Origin of the sequence: Streptomyces sp. NPDC050422, assembly GCF_044458665.1 — a bacterium.
GTDB lineage: Bacteria > Actinomycetota > Actinomycetes > Streptomycetales > Streptomycetaceae > Streptomyces.
This window is the reverse complement of the sequence record NZ_JBITIE010000009.1, coordinates 63,206-79,614: the sequence shown is the minus strand read 5'-3', so window position 1 is coordinate 79,614 and position 16,409 is coordinate 63,206. Positions and strand designations below refer to the sequence as shown.

At 69.6% G+C, this 16,409-nt stretch carries 15 protein-coding genes; 5 read left to right on the top strand and 10 right to left on the bottom strand.

Annotation, left to right across the window (positions count from 1 at the left end; all coding sequences use genetic code 11):
- Nucleotides 1-35: 35 nt before the first annotated feature.
- Nucleotides 36-2,969, bottom strand: a complete 2,934-nt coding sequence (locus ACIBJG_RS15575) for a UPF0182 family protein (protein ID WP_399308273.1) — start codon at nucleotides 2,967-2,969, stop codon at nucleotides 36-38.
- Between the two features lie 128 nt (nucleotides 2,970-3,097).
- Between ACIBJG_RS15575 and ACIBJG_RS15570 the strand changes: the two genes are divergently transcribed.
- Nucleotides 3,098-3,667, top strand: a complete 570-nt coding sequence (locus ACIBJG_RS15570) for a PPA1309 family protein (protein ID WP_399308024.1) — start codon at nucleotides 3,098-3,100, stop codon at nucleotides 3,665-3,667.
- 30 nt (nucleotides 3,668-3,697) lie between these two features.
- On the opposite strand, the gene ACIBJG_RS15565 is transcribed toward ACIBJG_RS15570, so the two are convergent.
- The 4 genes from ACIBJG_RS15565 to ACIBJG_RS15550 all read right to left on the bottom strand — a co-directional run bounded on the left by ACIBJG_RS15565 (nucleotide 3,698) and on the right by ACIBJG_RS15550 (nucleotide 7,054).
- Nucleotides 3,698-4,786, bottom strand: coding sequence for a PDZ domain-containing protein (locus ACIBJG_RS15565; protein WP_399308023.1), 1,089 nt, complete (start codon nucleotides 4,784-4,786; stop codon nucleotides 3,698-3,700).
- A gap of 144 nt (nucleotides 4,787-4,930) precedes the next feature.
- A complete protein-coding gene (locus ACIBJG_RS15560; protein WP_148020620.1) occupies nucleotides 4,931-5,119 on the bottom strand; it encodes a hypothetical protein in 189 nt (62 codons plus the stop codon).
- Nucleotides 5,120-5,246: 127 nt separating this feature from the next.
- Nucleotides 5,247-5,708: a molybdenum cofactor biosynthesis protein MoaE gene (locus ACIBJG_RS15555; RefSeq protein ID WP_399308022.1), complete on the bottom strand. Its 462-nt coding sequence runs from the start codon at nucleotides 5,706-5,708 to the stop codon at nucleotides 5,247-5,249.
- Nucleotides 5,709-5,851: 143 nt separating this feature from the next.
- A complete protein-coding gene (locus ACIBJG_RS15550) occupies nucleotides 5,852-7,054 on the bottom strand; it encodes an SDR family oxidoreductase (protein WP_399308021.1) in 1,203 nt (400 codons plus the stop codon).
- A gap of 190 nt (nucleotides 7,055-7,244) precedes the next feature.
- Here ACIBJG_RS15550 and ACIBJG_RS15545 point away from each other — a divergent pair, with 190 nt between their 5' ends.
- Both ACIBJG_RS15545 and ACIBJG_RS15540 read left to right on the top strand, forming a co-directional pair.
- On the top strand, nucleotides 7,245-8,732 hold the full coding sequence (locus ACIBJG_RS15545) for a zinc-dependent metalloprotease (RefSeq protein WP_399308020.1): 1,488 nt from the start codon (nucleotides 7,245-7,247) through the stop codon (nucleotides 8,730-8,732).
- Nucleotides 8,729-9,295, top strand: coding sequence for an NUDIX hydrolase (locus ACIBJG_RS15540; RefSeq protein WP_399308019.1), 567 nt, complete (start codon nucleotides 8,729-8,731; stop codon nucleotides 9,293-9,295). The genes ACIBJG_RS15545 and ACIBJG_RS15540 overlap by 4 nt, the downstream gene beginning before the upstream one ends.
- Nucleotides 9,296-9,408: 113 nt before the next feature.
- Here the strand turns inward: ACIBJG_RS15540 and ACIBJG_RS15535 are convergent, their stop codons facing one another.
- The 4 genes from ACIBJG_RS15535 to ACIBJG_RS15520 all read right to left on the bottom strand — a co-directional run bounded on the left by ACIBJG_RS15535 (nucleotide 9,409) and on the right by ACIBJG_RS15520 (nucleotide 13,213).
- Nucleotides 9,409-10,164, bottom strand: coding sequence for an AIM24 family protein (locus tag ACIBJG_RS15535; RefSeq protein WP_399308018.1), 756 nt, complete (start codon nucleotides 10,162-10,164; stop codon nucleotides 9,409-9,411).
- Nucleotides 10,165-10,183: 19 nt separating this feature from the next.
- On the bottom strand, nucleotides 10,184-10,864 hold the full coding sequence (locus ACIBJG_RS15530) for an AIM24 family protein (protein WP_148020615.1): 681 nt from the start codon (nucleotides 10,862-10,864) through the stop codon (nucleotides 10,184-10,186).
- Nucleotides 10,865-10,875: 11 nt separating this feature from the next.
- Nucleotides 10,876-12,483, bottom strand: coding sequence for a TerD family protein (locus ACIBJG_RS15525; RefSeq protein WP_399308017.1), 1,608 nt, complete (start codon nucleotides 12,481-12,483; stop codon nucleotides 10,876-10,878).
- A gap of 106 nt (nucleotides 12,484-12,589) precedes the next feature.
- A complete protein-coding gene (locus ACIBJG_RS15520; RefSeq protein WP_399308016.1) occupies nucleotides 12,590-13,213 on the bottom strand; it encodes a M48 family metallopeptidase in 624 nt (207 codons plus the stop codon).
- 187 nt (nucleotides 13,214-13,400) lie between these two features.
- Here ACIBJG_RS15520 and ACIBJG_RS15515 point away from each other — a divergent pair, with 187 nt between their 5' ends.
- Nucleotides 13,401-14,546: a ThiF family adenylyltransferase gene (locus ACIBJG_RS15515; protein WP_399308015.1), complete on the top strand. Its 1,146-nt coding sequence runs from the start codon at nucleotides 13,401-13,403 to the stop codon at nucleotides 14,544-14,546.
- A 41-nt stretch (nucleotides 14,547-14,587) separates the two neighbouring features.
- Complete coding sequence (locus tag ACIBJG_RS15510) at nucleotides 14,588-16,084, top strand: ABC1 kinase family protein (RefSeq protein ID WP_399308014.1); 1,497 nt, start codon at nucleotides 14,588-14,590, stop codon at nucleotides 16,082-16,084.
- Between the two features lie 39 nt (nucleotides 16,085-16,123).
- On the opposite strand, the gene ACIBJG_RS15505 is transcribed toward ACIBJG_RS15510, so the two are convergent.
- A complete protein-coding gene (locus ACIBJG_RS15505; protein WP_399308013.1) occupies nucleotides 16,124-16,327 on the bottom strand; it encodes a hypothetical protein in 204 nt (67 codons plus the stop codon).
- Nucleotides 16,328-16,409: the final 82 nt, after the last annotated feature.

Genomic DNA, 16,409 nt, shown 5'->3' with positions numbered 1-16,409 from the left:
TACCACGACGCGGGGGTGAAGCTTTACCGGGTTACTCAGCCGCCGCTGTCGGCACTCGCCGACGCCGCCGGCTTCTTCGACTCATCCGCCGTGCTCGGACTGCCGGACTTGGGCTGGGCGGCCGCTGCCCGCTGCAGCGCGTCCTGCAGGTCCTTCTGAGCCTGGCCGTAAGCGGCCCAGTCCTGTTCCTTCAGGGCCGTCTCACCTGCCGTGTAGGCCTTCTGCGCATCGGCGATCGCCTTCTTCAGCGCGGCGTCGCCGGTGGCCGGCGGCTCCGTGGTGTCGCCCGGTGGTCGCGTCGTGTCGGCCGGTGGCTCGGTCGTGTCGGAACCGTCCACCCCGAAGACCGCGTTGAGCGCCTCACCGAGGCTGTTCTCGAAGACGATCTTCGATCCGTACGAGGCGGCGACCTTGCGCAGCAGCGGATAGTTCTGCGTGCCACCGCGCGTGTACACCGGCTCGATGTAGAGGAAGCCCCCTTCGAGTGGCACCGTGAGCAGGTTGCCGTACTCGATGTCGGAGTCCGTGCCCTTGAGGTTTCTCACGAACTCGGCGACGTCGTCGTTGCCGTTGAGCTCACTCTGTACCTGGCCCGGGCCCTTCACCGTGGTGGTGACTCTCAGCAGTCTTATCGTGCCGTAGTCCTTGCTGGCCGCATCGGCGTCGACCGCCATGAACGCCCCTAGGTCGGGCCGCCCCTTGGGAGTGAACGTCGTCGTCAGCGAGAACTTCTGAGCCGTCTGGTCCGGCATCTTTATGCTCAGGTAGTACGGCGGAACCGCACCGGACTCCTTGTTGGTCGGATCGTCCGGGACCTGCCACGCGTCACTGCCGCTGTAGAACTGCGCGGGGCTCGTGACGTGGTAGCGGGTGAGCAGTTCGCGCTGCACCTTGAACAGGTCCTGCGGGTAGCGCAGGTGGTCCATGAGGTCCTGCGGAATGTCCGCCTTGGGCTGCACGGTCCCGGGGAACGCCTTGCGCCAGGTCTTGAGGACCGGGTCCTCGGTGTCCCACTCGTACAGCGTGACCTTGCCGTCGTACGCGTCGACGGTGGCCTTCACCGAGTTGCGGATGTAGTTGACCTGGTTCTGCTGGGCGACGACCGCGCGCTGGTTGGTGGTCAGCGAGTCGGCCGTGGTGTCACCGAGCGTCGTGCGCGAGGCGTACGGGTAGCCGTTGGTCGTGGTGTACGCGTCGACCACCCACTGGATGCGGTGGTTCACCACGGCCGGGTAGGCGTCGCCGTCGATGGTCAGCCACGGGGCGACCGCCTCGACGCGCTCCTTCGGGGTGCGGTTGTAGAGAATCCGCGAGCCGTCGCCGATGGCTCCCGAGTACAGGATCTGCGGCTCGCTGAACGCCACCGCGTAGGCGGCGCGGTTGAAGGCGTTGGAGAGGCTGACCCCGCTCTTGCCCTTGTAGCTGGTGGTCTTCTCGCCGTCCTCCTCGTAGTCGAGCTCCTTCTGGGGCCCGCCGACGATGGAGTACTGCTCGGTCTTCTCGCCGTAGTAGATCTCCTGCTTGTACTCGCCCAGCTCGCCGGTGGTCGGCAGGCCGGACTCGGTGAAGTCGGGAGATCCCTTCGGGTTCTTGCCGGTGGTGGTGCCCCGGGCCGCGATCGCGCCGTAGCCGTGGGTGTAGGTGAAGTGGTCGTTGATCCAGTTGCGCTTGGGGATGCCCTGGAGGTTGAGCTCGCGCAGACCGATGACCGTGTCCTGCTCCTTGCCGGCCTCGTCCTTGTACCGGTCGACGTCCAGCGTCTTGGGGAACTGGTAGTAGTTCCTCTTCTGCTGGAGCTGCTGGAAGGCCGGGGAGACGACGTTGGGGTCCATCACCCGGTAGCTGGCAGCCGCGTCCGCGCTGGCGCGGAGCTTCGCGTCGTCGTCCGTGGTGGACTTGCCCGCGTAGTCGGTGACCTTCGCGTCATCGATGTCGTAGGCGTCCCGTGTGGCCTTGATGTTCTTCTGGATGAACGGGGCTTCCTTGGCCTGCTCGTTCGGCTGGACCTGGAACTTCTGCACGATCGCCGGGTAGAGCCCGCCGATCAGGATCGCGGAGAGGACCATCAGGCCGAACCCGATCACCGGAAGCTGCCAGGTGCGACGCCAGAGCGTCGCGAAGAACAGCACGGCACAGATCGCGGCGATGCAGAACAGGATGGTCTTCGCCGGCAGGTAGGCGTTGGCGTCGACGTACCGCAGGCCCGTCCAGTTGTCCGTGGCCTTGAAGTCGCTCGACTTCACGGCCAGCCCGTAGCGGTCGAGCCAGTAGGCCACGGCCTTCAGCGCGACGAAGATGCCGAGCAGGACCGAGAGATGGCCGGTGGCCGCCCCCGTCGCCCGCGCACCGGGGCTGGTGATGCGCAGCCCGCCGTACAGGTAGTGGGTCAACGCGGCGGCGATCAGCGAAAGCACCGTCGCCGCGAAGCCGAAGCCGAGCATGAAGCGGTACCACGGCAGGTCGAAGGCGTAGAAGGACACGTCCAGGTGGAACTGGGGGTCCTTCTGACCGAACGACACTCCGTTCACATACATCAGCCAGGTACGCCACTGGCCGGAGGCGGACGCTCCGGCGATCAGACCGACGAGCGCGGTGATCGCGAGCAGCACCCACTTCTTGTACGGGGCGAGACTCATCCGGTAGCGGTCCAGGCTCTGCTGTTCCAGCGACATCGCGCTCAGCGGCGGCCGGAGCCGGTGCGCGAGCCAGATGTTCACACCGATGGCGATGGCCATCAGCAGTCCGAAGACGAGGAACAGCCCGATCTTGGTCCACAGGGTAGTGGTGAAGACGGATGAGTACTCGACCGACCTGTACCAGAGCCAGTCCGTCCAGAACCCGGCGAACATGACGAACGCCATGGCGAGGATCGCCAGGACGCCGAGTGTCATGAGCAGGGTTCGGGCGCGCCGTGACGGGCGGCCGACTCTGATCCGTGGCCCGGTCGGGCCTCCGCCGCGGTCCGGCATCTGGAAAGCCAACGTGCGCACCTCGAAGTTCGCGGGTCGTGTGAAGCGGGCCCAGCGATCGTAGAGCCCACCTATGCAACTTACTGAGGCTTTACCTAGTTCCCGTTCCCGGGGCGGAAGGAGGCAGGATGTTGTCCATGCCCAACGTTTCCCCCTCAGGCCCCCCGATGGCCGCGAGCCCGCTCACCGTCGCGGTGCTCGAAATCGACGAGTACATCTCCGGCCTCGGCTGGGACCAGCCCGCCCGGCTCTTCGCCCTGGTCGACACCGCACGGCTGCGGGTCCAGGAGCCCGGACTCGCCGCTCAGCTCGGCCTCGACGACGGCGGTTCGACGACCGCCGCACTCACCCCTATCGAGCAGGAGGAGCTTCCCGCAGGTACCGCACTGGATGAGTTCCTCGCCACGATCGCCTGGCCCGACGCTGTCGTCGGGTGCGCCATGACGGTGGAGCGGCTGATGCTGCCGCCGTCCGCCGAGGCCTCCGTACCGGAAGGTCTCGACGACACCCAGCTGACCAAGTGGGTCGCCAAGCACCCCGACCGTCAGGAGGTACGGATGACGGTGGCCGTCCTGCGGGACGGAGCGCGGGAGTCCGCCGTACGTCTGCGGGAGAAGGATTCGCCGAACGACGTGCTGACGGGCGCCGGTCTGGTGCCGGGGCTGGCCGAGGCGCTGGCCGCGACCTTCGAGTCCTGACCCGTCCGTCCCTCGTCAGCGGGGGCGCGGTCAGCCTGTCGAGCAGCTCGGCAGTCCGGCCGCGTCCCCGGTGCGGATCTTCTCCAGCGACTTCTTGGCGTCGTCGATGGTCTTGACCCTCACCAGGGTGAGTCCGTCCGGCGTGTCGGAGGCGGCCGCCCCGCAGTTCTCGTCGGGGGTCAGGAAGTAGCGTGCGCCGGCGTTGCGCGCGCCGACCAGCTTCATGTTGATCCCGCCGATCGGCCCGACCTTGCCCTTGTCGTCGATCGTCCCGGTGCCGGCGATGAACTTGCCGCCCGTCAACTGGCCCGGGGTCAGTTTGTCGACGATGCCGAGGGAGAACATCAGGCCGGCGCTCGGACCGCCGACGTCGGCGAGCTTGATGTCGATCTCGAACGGGAAGGTGTGGTCCGTCCCCGCCTGGATGCCGACGATCGCCCGGTTCTCCTTGGGGGCCTTCTCGGTGGTGATGGTGATCTTCTCGGTGCCCTCGGGCTCCTTGCCGGCCTTCTCGGCCGCCGCCGCGGTCTTGGCCGGGATGATCGTGAAGGTGACGTCCTGGCCGGGCTTGTGCTTGGTGACGAGCTTCGCCACGTCTGCGGGCTGCTTGACCTCCGTGCCGTCGACGGCCTTGATCACGTCGCCGGCGTGCAGCCTGCCCTGGGAGGGACTGTCCTTGAGGACCGTGGAGACGACGACCCGCGAGGCCACCGGGATGCCCAGCTCGGTGAGGGCCGCGACCTTGGCGCTCTCCTGGGACTGGCTGAACTCCTCGGCGTTCTCCTGCGTCGACTGCTCCTCGGTCTTGCCGTCCGGGTAGAGCGTGTCGTGCGGTACGACCACGCTGTCGTGGCCGAGCCAGCCGTAGACGGCCTCGACGAGGTTCATGTTGTAGTCGGCGCCGGTGACCCTGACCGTCGTCATGTTGAGATTGCCGGAGGTCTCGTACGTCTTGTGCCCGGTGATCTGCAGGACGGGGTCGCCGCCCACCTTGCCGAGTGTGTTCACCGTCGGCCCGGGGGACATCTCCGAGTACGGCACTTTGATCAGCACGCCTGCGCAGAGCAGCGCGATCAGGATCAGGGTGGAGGCGAGCATCGTCGCGGTGCGGCGTGGCATGGAACGACAGTACGGGAAGGGCCTGTCAGTGCACCGTCGGGGCCGGTCCGTACGAGGGCCGGGGCCGGGCGTGGCGAGGACGCCGGGCGGCGGGGCCGGAGAGGGTCGGCAGCGGATTGGCGACTGCGTACGACCGGTGTGGCGTCAGACGTTCGATATCTGCTCGACCGGCTCGGAAGCGGAGTGCGAGCGCTCCATCGCTTCACGGAACCGGGCGTAACCGGCGAGCTCGGTGACATCGCCGGTGGTGCGATTACGGGCAGCCCAGCTCCCCCATATCGCAGCACCGAGCGCAGCAAAAAGCGGAATCAACAACCAGGCGAGTGCTGCCATGACGACCTCCTGCCTCATGAGCGACCGCAACCGAATGATCAGCAGATTAACCATCTGCAGGACCAACGCTCATGGCAGGGGTGTGGTTACGCAAATCGGGGTCGATGCCCACCCGCGGGGTTTGCGCTCAGCAGGCGCCGACCCACTCCTCCGTACCGTCGGAGAACCGCTGGTGCTTCCAGATCGGAACCTCGTGCTTGAGGTCGTCGATGAGCTTGCGGCAGGCCTCGAAGGCCTCTGCGCGGTGCGGGCACGATACCGCCACCACCACCGCGAGATCGCCCACCTCCAGTTCACCCACCCGGTGGACGGCGGCCAGTGCCCGGACCGGGAACCCGGCGACGACCTTCTCCGCCACCCGGCGCATCTCGTCCTGTGCCGAGGGGTGGCACGAATAGCCCAGCGCCCCGACGTCCTGACCACCGTCGTGATTGCGCACGGTGCCGACGAACAGGGCGGTACCACCCGCCGCGTCGTCGCCTACGGCGCGGAAGACCTCGTCCAGGGACAGCGGCGTGTCGCGGATCTCCAGCAGCCGGATGGGGTCCTGTGCCGCCTGCTCGCCGGGGTGGTCATACGTGGTTGCCATGGCAGCCATCGTGCCGTACCGCTCCGGCATCGCGGAATACGCCTTTCACCCGGCGGGCCGTCGGCCGCGTTGGAGCCTCCTACAGCCGCCGGCGCCGGACACGATCCGGTGCCCACCTCCGGAGAGCTCCGCCGGTCACGGCGCTAGAAGCGGCGGCGGGCCTTGCGGGCGCGGCGTACCAGCGCCGCGGTGCCGAGCAGCGCCACGGTCGCACCGGCGGCTCCGGCCGCGGTCGCGTCCTTGCGGCCGAGCCGGCGCCCGGCGACGGTGTGGCGTCCCTCGACCTCTTCGAGGAGTGCGGCGAGCACCTCCTCGTTCGTCCAGCCCGGGCGCCATCCCGCGTCGTGCAGCCGGCTCACGCTGACCACCCAGGGATGCATCGTGTACGCCAGGTCGCCCGCCGGGGACGGGGTCAGGCCGATCCGGTGCAGCCGGGCGGCGGCCCCGAGCGCTACGGCCGAGGGCAGCTCCATCCGGCGGACACCGCTGAGCTCCTCGACCTCCGCCTGTTCGAGCCAGCCGTCGCAGCCGACCGCGAACTCCCCGTCGATCTTCTCCAGCGCGGCGTACTCCAGCGCCGTGACCAGGTCGTCGACGTGGCAGAACTGCCAGGTGGGCCGCGATCCGGCGACGACCAGGAGGCGCGGCGACTCGAAGTAGCGGGTCAGCGCCGTGTCCGTACCGCCGACGAGGATCGTGGGACGGACCACGGTGACCTGGAGTCCGGGGTGGGCGCGGGGTGCGCGGCGGCCGAGCCGTTCGATCTCCAGGAGGTCGCCGACACCGGTCGCCTCGGCCGTGGCCCGCAGCTCGGCGTCCTCGGCGAGCGGGACGTCGTTGTCGGGCAGCGCGCCGTAGACCATCGCCGAGGTGCACAGCACGACGCGGTGGACGCCGACGGCCGCGGCGGCGGTCAGCACGGTCTGGGTGCCGCGCACGTTGTAGGCGGTGCGGGCTGCGGGATCGGTCTCCAGGTCGAGATCGAGCGCCAGGTGCACCACCACATCGGCGCCGCGCAGCTTCTCCGCGATGGCGGGGTCGCGCACGTCGAGGATGTGCCACGTGGCCTCGGAGACCTCTCCGCGGCGCTCGTCGATGGCGATGACCTGCTTGATCTCCTCGGAGGCCGCAAGGCGTGCGGTGAGCAGCTCACCGACACCCGTCGCGGCTCCGGTGACGGCCACGACGGGGCCGCGGCTTCTGGAGCGGCTGCGGACGGACTTGTTCTCGGCCTTGTTCTCGGGCTCGTTCTCGGGCTCGTTCTCGGGCTTGTTCTCGGGCTCGTTCTCGGAGGAAGGGGCGGTCAGGTTTCGCGCTGCGCGAACCTGAGGATCTGGGGAACTCACCGGGCGTCTCCAGCGGTTGTCTTCAGTACGTACCCGAATGACGCGTACGTACCAGGTGGCGTCCATCCTGCCGCAGGCCGGGAGCAGGCGGAGCACTGAGGCCCCGAGCGGACTTGGTGTCTACGCTGGATGGTGATGTCGGGCAGTCGCCGTCGGTTCGAGCCGGCGGCCCTACGAGCCGAGGAAACCCGTGAGTGACACCCCATTCGGATTCGGCCTTCCGCCGGAGGAGCCGGACGACGGCGACAAGGGCAAGAAGAACGACCCCACCGGAGGTGGGCAGGGTTCGGGCGGTCCGGCGAACCCGTTCGGCTTCGGCCCCGGCGCAGGCGGTGACAATCCCTTCGCCGCCATGTTCGGCTCCATGAACCCGAACGACCTGGGCGCCGCGTTCCAGCAGCTCGGCCAGATGCTGAGCTACGAGGGCGGTCCCGTGAACTGGGACATGGCCAAGCAGATCGCCCGCCAGACGGTCTCGCAGGGCACCCCGGACGGCACCAAGGACGCGAGCGTCGGCCCGTCCGAGCGTGCCGCGGTCGACGAGGCGCTGCGCCTGGCCGACCTGTGGCTGGACGGTGTGACGTCGCTGCCCTCCGGTTCCGTCTCGACCGTGGCGTGGAGCCGTGCGGAGTGGGTCGAGGCGTCCCTCCCCGCCTGGCAGAAGCTGGTCGACCCGGTGGCCGAGCGTGTCGGCCTCGCCATGGGTGATGTGCTGCCCGAGGAGATGCAGGCCATGGCTGGCCCGCTGATCGGCATGATGCGGTCGATGGGCGGTGCGATGTTCGGCCAGCAGATCGGGCAGGCCGTCGGCGTGCTCGCCGGTGAGGTGGTCGGTTCCACCGACATCGGGCTGCCGCTCGGACCGGCCGGCAAGGCCGCGCTGCTTCCGCTGAACGTCGAGCGGTTCGGCAAGGACCTGAGCGTGCCGCAGGACGAGGTCCGGCTGTACCTGGCCCTGCGCGAGTCCGCTCACCAGCGGCTCTTCGCCCATGTGCCGTGGCTGCGCTCGCATCTGTTCGGTGCGGTCGAGGGCTATGCGCGCGGCATCAAGGTCGACACGAGCAAGCTGGAGGACGTGGTCGGCCAGTTCGACCCGTCGAACCCGGAACAGCTGCAGGATGCGCTTCAGCAGGGCATGTTCCAGCCGGAGGACACCCCGGAGCAGAAGGCCGCCCTGGCCCGCCTGGAGACCGCGCTCGCGCTCGTCGAGGGCTGGGTGGACGCCGTGGTCCACGAGGCCGCGAAGCCCCGGCTGACCTCCGCCGACGCGCTGCGCGAGACGATGCGCAGGCGGCGCGCCTCCGGCGGTCCCGCCGAGCAGACGTTCGCCACGCTCATCGGTCTCCAGCTGCGTCCGCGGCGGCTGCGTGACGCCTCGCGGCTGTGGGCCTCGCTCACGGACGCGCGGGGTCTCGACGGGCGCGACGCGCTGTGGGAGCACCCCGACATGCTGCCCACCGCCCACGACCTGGACGACCCGGACGGTTTCGTCCACCACGAGCAGCTGGACTTCTCCGAGCTGGACAAGATGCTCGGCGAGGCGGCGAACGGGTCGCAGAAGCCCGCCCCGGGCACCGACGGCGCCTCTGACGACGAGGCCGACGGGACCGGCGACACCGACGCGACCCCGGACGACGGGGCCGGGGGCGGCGACGGCAAGGACGACACCGACAAGTGAGCCTGCACGACGACGCCGTTCTCGTACTGAAGAACTACCGGCACGGGGCGGACGGCACGCACCGGCCGGACGACGCCCAGGAGGAGCTGCGCAGCGCCTATCTGGACCATCTGGCACTGCATCCCGACGGCATGTGGAAGGCCTGCGGGGCCGGGCACCTGACGGCCAGCGCCCTGGTCATAGACCCGGAGCGCGGCAAGGTGCTGCTCACGCTGCACCGGAAGCTGCGAATGTGGCTGCAGATGGGTGGCCACTGCGAGCCCGGCGACGCCACTCTGGCCGCCGCCGCGCTGCGTGAGGCGACGGAGGAGTCCGGTATCGACGGCCTGACCCTGCTGGCGGGCGGCCCGGTGGTCCTGGACCGTCATCCGATCCCAGCGCCGTGCCACTGGCACCTGGACGTTCAGTACGCGGCGCTGGCGCCGTCGGGCGCGGCGGAGCGGATCAGTGAGGAATCGCTCGATCTGCGCTGGTTCGCCTACGCCGAGGTCGCCGGGGTCGCCGACTCCTCGGTGGTCCGCCTGATGGAACGTACGCGCGCCGCCCTGAACGCCGGCCGGTAACCGGAACCGGAAGCGGACGGTATACGGGTAAGGGCCGACCTCCTGAGAGGCCGCCCCTTACCCGTATCACCTAGCCCGTCCCACCCCTCGTACACGGGGACGGGCCGCACGGCTCAGTTCCACGCGTTGTTCTGGTTCTGGGCGTGGGATCCCTGCTGGCCCATGCCGAACTGGGCGGCCAGCCCCTGGCCGATCTGGGCGCCCTGCGGCGGCAGCACCTCGCTCGGCTGGACCAGGGCGAAGCCCTGGCCGAGGAAGCTGAGCTCCCAGCCCTCGCCCGTGTTGCCACGTCGGCGGAACACTCCCGAGGAATGCGTCTGGGCCTGCATCTGCACCCGCAGCGAGCTGGACCAGGCGACGATCGCGTCGGCGTCGGCGTTGACGTACTTGTCGGGCGTGACCTGCATCATCAGCGGCTGGCCGGAGGTCATCAGCGCGACCTTGCCGGTGCCGGAGATGTTGAGCTGGTACTTGCCGGTGCCCGAGATGCCGTACTGGCTGTCCACCGCGATGACCTCGCTGTGGAGGGACGAGTCGAGCGCCAGGACGTAGGCACTGTCCACCGTCAGACCGTCGCGGTCGACGTCCACCACGTGGACGTACTGCGCGAGGTTGGCCAGGTAGACCGTGCCCTGCCCGGAGCAGCGCATCAGGTCGAGGCCCTCACCGGTGGTGGCGCGGGCGCGGCGCTGTCCGTGCGACTGGTACTCGCCGTCGAACTCCATCAGGCCCTGGTACGCGACCATGGCCCCCTTGCGGGCGAGGACATCGTCGTGGCCGGTCAGCGAGACCCGCAGGAGCTGCGGGTTCTGAACCGTGTACCGCTCCTGGGACTGCTGTTCCGTATAGCTGAAAAGCGGACTCTGCATGGTGTGTTCTCCCTCCCCGTCAGTTCCGGACCCGCAGGCGGTCGGTACTGTCCTCGCTCGGCTGGACGACGACGATCCCCTGGCCGGAGAAGGCCATCTGGAACGCCTCGCCGCTGCCCCGCCCGATGAGCGAGGAGGCCTTGAAGCTGCGCTTGCCCTTCACCTTGAGGTTCGGGGACCACGCCACGAGGGCGTCGGGGTCGACGTACGTCTCGTCCTCGCCCCGTCCGCAGTCGACGACGATCGGCGTGCCGCGCGAGGTGATCGCGACCCAGCCGGTGCCGGAGATGCAGACGTTCCACAGGCCCTGGCCGGCGAACTTGGCCAGTCCCTTGACCCTTTCGACGCCCCAGGTCAGGTGGCCGTCGAAGGCGAGGACGTTGGTGCCGTTGACCGAGAGGGAGTCGTTGTTGAGATTGATGACGACCACATCGGCGCCGTAGTCGGCGAGGTAGAGCAGTCCGTCACCGGCGCACTTCATCAGGGGCGCGCCCTCGCCGGTGATCCACTGCGAGGCGATCTGGCGGACGGCCGGCGGGTTGGGCTCGTACTGGATGAAGCCCTCGTACGCCACCATCGAGCCGGTGCGCGCGTACAGGTCCTGGCCGGTCGCCATGGCGACCTTCAGCATCGAATGGCCGTGGTTCTCCATCCGGGCCGTGACGGGGGTCGGGGCGTAGCCCGCGAGTTGCTGATTCATGACGGGCTCCCTCAGACCTCGTAGGGCTGGACGACGATGAAGTTGCCGGGGGCGCCCCGGAACTGGAGGTTGACGGTCTCTCCACTGTGTCCGGGGTACGCGTTGCGGCGCAGCCTGACCTGGCTGGAGATGATCACCTGTGAGGCGGCCGACCACGCCACGACGGCGTTGCAGTCGGCGAAGGTGGTCGGGGTGACCGGCAGGACGACGGGGACACCGTGGGTCTTGACGACGATGGTGCCGGTGCCCTGGAACTGCATGGTGAACAGCGCGCCGCCGGGAATGCCGTGGCCCTCGATCCTGCGGACCTCGTACTGCAGCGACTCGTCGAAGGCGAGGACGCTCTCCGCCGACACGCAGATGCCGTCGCCCTGGAGCTCGATGGCGTGCAGATGGGAACCGTCCTCGGCGAGGAAGACCTGTCCCCGGCCGGTACAGCGCATCAGCTGCATTTCCTGACCGGTGGCGTTGCCGACCATCCGGCCCGCGAAACCCGCGCCCTTGTAGCCGAAGTCGACCTTGCCCTGGTACATCACCATGCTGCCCTGCCGGGCCAGCACCCCGGCTCCGCCCATGGTGAGGTCGACGCGCATGAGCTGCTGGTTCTGCGGGGTCCAGCGCTGGCCGGTGGCGGTCTCCTTGTACGGCTGGAGCGCGGCCTGAAGACCGGCCCCGGCCTGCGGAACCCCTTGCGGCATCCCCTGCGGGGCACCGGGCGGCTGCTGCCCGAACGGAACGGGAGCGGGCTGCCCGTACGGAGCGGGGGCCTGCTGACCGAAGGCGCCCGGCGCCTGGGCCGGGACCTGTCCGAACTGCGGCTGCTGGGGCGGCTGACCGTAGGGAGCGGGCGGGGGCGGGGGCGGCATGCTGCCGCCCTGGGGTGCCAGCGGCGCCGCTATCGTCGGCGCGGCGTGCATCTGCTGCTGCGGTGTGAGCGCGGGAGCCTGAGCCGCCGGCGCGCCGAAGGACGGCGCGGGCTGCGGGGCTTGCGGTGCGGCCGGGGCGCCGAAGGACGGCGCGGGGGCCGACGCCTGTGCGGGCGGGGCGAACGGCGGGGCCGCGGACTGCGGCTGGGGAGAGGCGGGGGCCTCCTCGGCGACCTCGCCGCCGAAGTTCTTCAGCAGCGCGTCCAGCCCACCGTCGAAGCCCTGGCCGACGGCGGCGAACCGCCAGACGTCCTTGAGGTAGAAGTCACCCAGCATCACCGCACGCTCGGTGGTGAACTCCGAGCCAGTGAAGGCGTACCTGACAACTTCCTCGCCGCCCGCGACGATCCGGATGTACCCGGGGCCGACCTGCGACATCTGTCCGGCACCGTCCAGCGTCGCGGTGAAGGACAGCTTGTGGATGTTCGCCGGAATGCGGTCCAGAGTGACGCGGAACGACTCCGTGTCGCCGGCCTGCGCGCCGAGGAGCTGAATGGACTCCTCGGGCGATTTAGGCTGATTGAAGAAGATGAAATAACGGTCGTCGGAGAGCTGCTCATTGGCATCGAGGCCGAAGCAGCTGATGTCAAAGGTCAGTCCCGGGCCGGCGATCTGCACACCTACGTACAGGTCCGTCCCCGGCGTGAGATCGCTGATCTTGGCCTTGTGGCCGCTTTGGAATTCCCTGGCCATGCGTAACGACCGTCCCCCATCCGGAAGGTGAATGCGTCGCGTCAGGCTAACCGCAAACTCCGGCATTGGGCCAAGCCGGTACAGACCCGGTACAAAATCGCGAACGTCACTCGCCGCGTGCGGCAGGCAGGTGCGGCAACCTGTCGGCCGCGACCACCCCTTCGAGGTAACCCCGGGCCCGCTCGGTACGGGGGTAGGCGTCGAGGAGCCGCCAGAACCGCGGTCCGTGTCCGGGCACCAGGAGATGGGCAAGCTCGTGGACGAGCACGTAGTCGACGACGTACTCAGGCATGCCCTGCAGCCGGTGCGAGAGCCGGATGCTGCCCTCGGCCGGGGTGCACGACCCCCAACGGGTGTTCTGATTGGTCACCCATCGGACTGACACCGGGCGGGCCCGGCCCTCGAAATACTGGGCCGACAGACGCTCCGCACGCTCCGCGAGCTCGCTGTCGCCGAGGATCCGTTTGTTCTCCTGGGCCGCCAGCTTGTCGAGCATCACGCTCACCCAGCGCTGCTCCTCGGCCTCGGACATCCGGGCGGGGATCAGCACGATCGTGCGGTCGCCCTCCCGGTACGCGGAGACCGTCCTGCTGCGGCGGGTGCTCCTGCGGACCTCGACCGCGCTCGTCGCCGAGGCACGGGGCGGATGGTCGGCCGCACTGCGCCGGCGGGTTCCGGCGCCGCGCGCGGAAGTCTCCCCGGCGAAGCCGGGTGACGGGTCGGCGGGCACGCCACGACGTTACCCGCTGTCAGTGGGGGAAGTCCCGCCTCCGGGACGGTTCGCGCATGATCCGCCCCACGGCTTGCACCATTTGAACGACTAATACCCCTCGCCTGTGGATAACTTTTCGCACGGTTCCGCGGCGCCCCTCATTCTGGCAATGGAACTCACGCAGCCACACAGACCGGGGGAAGCCGTGCATCCGATGTTGAAGCCCGCACTGCGCCGCGCATGGCGCGGCAGCGGCACCGTGCAATTCGGCGTGACGCCCGCACATGCGGTCAAGGTCGGCCCGATGGATATCGCGACGGGCTGTTTCCTGGAACTGCTCGACGGGACGCGCGGGATGTCCCTGCTGCGCGAGGAAGCCCGGGCACTGGATCTGAATGATCATCAAGTGGACACACTCGTGGCGCGGTTGATGGACGCGGGGCTCATCGATGACGTGCGGGCGGGCGGTCCGGAAGCCGATGCGTTACGAAACCGTGCGGACGCGCTGGAGCGTCACCGGCCCGACCTGGCGTCACTCTCCGTCGTACATCCCGAACCGGGAGGAGGCATGCGCCGGCTGGCGGCCCGCCGCTCCATGCGTGTCCAGGTGCGGGGCGCCGGCCGGGTCGGCGCGGCGGTCGCGGCGGTGCTCTCCGGATCCGGCGTGGGCCGGGTCGAGGTCCTGGACGGCGGATGTGCCGAAGTGGGCGACGTATCCCCCGGAGGTCTGCCCGCCTCGGCGGTCGGGGAGCGCCGGGACTCGGCGGCGCGCCAGTTGGTCCGGCGATCCTCCCCCGGTCCCGCGCCCCGGGTCGTGCAGCCGGCGGCCGGATGTGCGAGCGGCGAGCCCGGCCTGTCGCTGATCGTCGTCGCCCCTCGCGACGGGCTGTCCGTCTACGTTCCCGATCCGCGCACCGCCGAGCCGTGGATCTCCTCCGGCACACCCCATCTCTATGCCGGGGTCATCGAGGCCACCGGGGTCGTCGGACCGCTGGTGCTGCCGGGAGGCACGGCCTGCGCGGGCTGTCTCGATCTGAACCGGCGCGACCGGGACCCGCAATGGCCGCGGATGCTGGCTCAGTGGCAGTCCGGGCGCCGCACCGCCGTGCAGGCGTGCGACCTGGGACTCGCGACAGCGGTGGCGGGGCTTGCGGCCTCCCATGCGCTGGCCTTCCTCGACGGCGAGCTGCCGGCCAGCACCGGCGCCCGGTGGGAGGCGGCACTGCCGCTGTTGGACTGGCGGTCGGAGCAGATCAGGGCGCACGTCGACTGTTCCTGTGGGGCGGGTGGGCACACTGAGGGGGTGCGCACCTCCGGGGCCGGCACGGCGCACGACACAATGGCCGGGTAACCGCCGCACGCAGCGCGGCAGTCTGGGATTTGGAGGGGCATATGTCTGATCTTCCCCGGAAGGCGGTCACCCGAACCGCCAAGCTGGCCGCGCTGCCTTTGGGGTTCGCCGGCCGTGCCACGTGGGGGCTGGGAAAGCGCATCGGCGGGAAGTCCGCGGAACTGGTCGCCCGCGAGGTCCAGCAGCGCACCGCCGATCAGCTCTTCAAGGTGCTGGGCGAGCTGAAGGGCGGGGCCATGAAGCTCGGGCAGGCCCTGTCCGTCTTCGAGTCCGCCCTGCCCGAGGAGGTCGCGGGTCCCTACCGTGCGGCCCTGACGAAACTGCAGGAGGCGGCCCCTCCCCTGCCGAGCGCCACGGTCCACGCGGTGCTGGCGGAGCGGCTCGGTGAGGACTGGCGGGAACTGTTCACCGAATTCGAGGACAAGCCGTCGGCCGCCGCCTCGATCGGGCAGGTGCACCGCGCGGTGTGGCACGACGGCCGGGACGTGGCCGTGAAGGTGCAGTATCCGGGCGCCGGCGAGGCGCTGCTTTCGGATCTCACCCAGCTCAGCCGGTTCGCCCGGCTGCTCGGCCCGCTGATCCCCGGCATGGACATCAAGCCGCTCATCACGGAGCTGCGCGACCGGGTGTCGGAGGAACTGGACTACGAACAGGAGGCGCAGTCTCAGCGGGAGCACGCCGAGGAGTTCGCGGACGACCCCGACGTCGTGGTCCCCGGGGTCGTCCACCAGTCCGATCAGGTACTGGTCACCGAATGGATCGACGGTGTGCCGCTGGCCGAGGTGATCGCCGACGGGACCCCCGAGCAGCGGGACCGGGCCGGGCAGTTGCTGGCCAGGTTCCTGTTCTCCGGCCCGGCGCGCACCGGGCTGCTTCACGCGGACCCCCACCCGGGGAACTTCCGGCTGCTGCCCGCGGACCCGTCCTTCGCGGTGGACGGCGAAGCCGATCAGGACGGCACCAGGGATGCCGGCGCGGATCGGTGGCGCCTGGGGGTACTGGACTTCGGCACCGTGGACCGGCTGCCGGGCGGGCTGCCTCGGACCATCGGGGATTCCTTGCGGCTGACGCTCCAGGGGGATGCGGACTCCGTGTACGAGTTGCTGCGTGAGGAGGGGTTCGTCAAGGACTCGATCGACCTCGCACCGGACGCGGTCCTCGACTACCTGCTCCCGATCATCGAACCGGCCGAGGTGGACGAGTTCACCTTCAGCCGGACCTGGATGCGCAATCAGGCCGCCCGTATAGCGGACCCGCGTTCTCCCGCTCATCAGCTGGGCAAGCAGCTGAATCTGCCGCCCGCCTACCTGCTGATACACCGGGTGACGCTGAGCACGATCGGGGTGCTGTGTCAGCTCGGCGCCACGGTCCGGCTGCGCGAGGAACTGGAGTCCTGGCTCCCGGGGTTCCTGCCGGTGGAGGAGGAGCAGGCGCCGCCGGCCGGGGAGACACCGGCCGGGGACGGGCAGACGGTGCACGAGGTGACGGCGGAGGAAGAGGCGATGGACGGGGCCGCGGCACCCGCGGACATCAATTAGCCGCTGCCCGGCCGGGCACAGCCGTCGCGCTCACCGGCCTCACCACCAGGCGGAGTCGAGGCGGCCCTCGATGGCCCGGATATGCGTGCGCGCGCAGTCATCGCAGTAGTAGCGACGGCTGCCGTCCTCCACGGAACAGAGCCAGGTCGGCGGTGCGTTCTCGCTCCCGGCGGGGGTTCGGCACAGAGCGCACGCGACGTCCTCGGTGCCGCCCGCTCCGGAGCGACGGGTCTCCTCGTCCACCCCGTGACGATATCTCCGCCGTCACGATCCGACACGGCGCAGCATCGGCGGCACCGGCACGACAGGGGCGCCGGCCCGGACA

Bases quoted from the DNA above. Each gene is read 5' to 3' on its own strand.
- ACIBJG_RS15530 (WP_148020615.1), bottom strand. From the start codon at position 10,864: ATGAATCAGCAACTCGCGGGCTACGCCCCGACCCCCGTCACGGCCCGG.
- ACIBJG_RS15570 (WP_399308024.1), top strand. From the start codon at position 3,098: ATGTTGTCCATGCCCAACGTTTCCCCCTCAGGCCCCCCGATGGCCGCG.
- ACIBJG_RS15575 (WP_399308273.1), bottom strand. From the start codon at position 2,969: ATGCCGGACCGCGGCGGAGGCCCGACCGGGCCACGGATCAGAGTCGGC.
- ACIBJG_RS15560 (WP_148020620.1), bottom strand. From the start codon at position 5,119: ATGGCAGCACTCGCCTGGTTGTTGATTCCGCTTTTTGCTGCGCTCGGT.
- ACIBJG_RS15565 (WP_399308023.1), bottom strand. From the start codon at position 4,786: ATGCCACGCCGCACCGCGACGATGCTCGCCTCCACCCTGATCCTGATC.
- ACIBJG_RS15535 (WP_399308018.1), bottom strand. From the start codon at position 10,164: ATGCAGAGTCCGCTTTTCAGCTATACGGAACAGCAGTCCCAGGAGCGG.
- ACIBJG_RS15525 (WP_399308017.1), bottom strand. From the start codon at position 12,483: ATGGCCAGGGAATTCCAAAGCGGCCACAAGGCCAAGATCAGCGATCTC.
- ACIBJG_RS15555 (WP_399308022.1), bottom strand. From the start codon at position 5,708: ATGGCAACCACGTATGACCACCCCGGCGAGCAGGCGGCACAGGACCCC.
- ACIBJG_RS15510 (WP_399308014.1), top strand. From the start codon at position 14,588: ATGTCTGATCTTCCCCGGAAGGCGGTCACCCGAACCGCCAAGCTGGCC.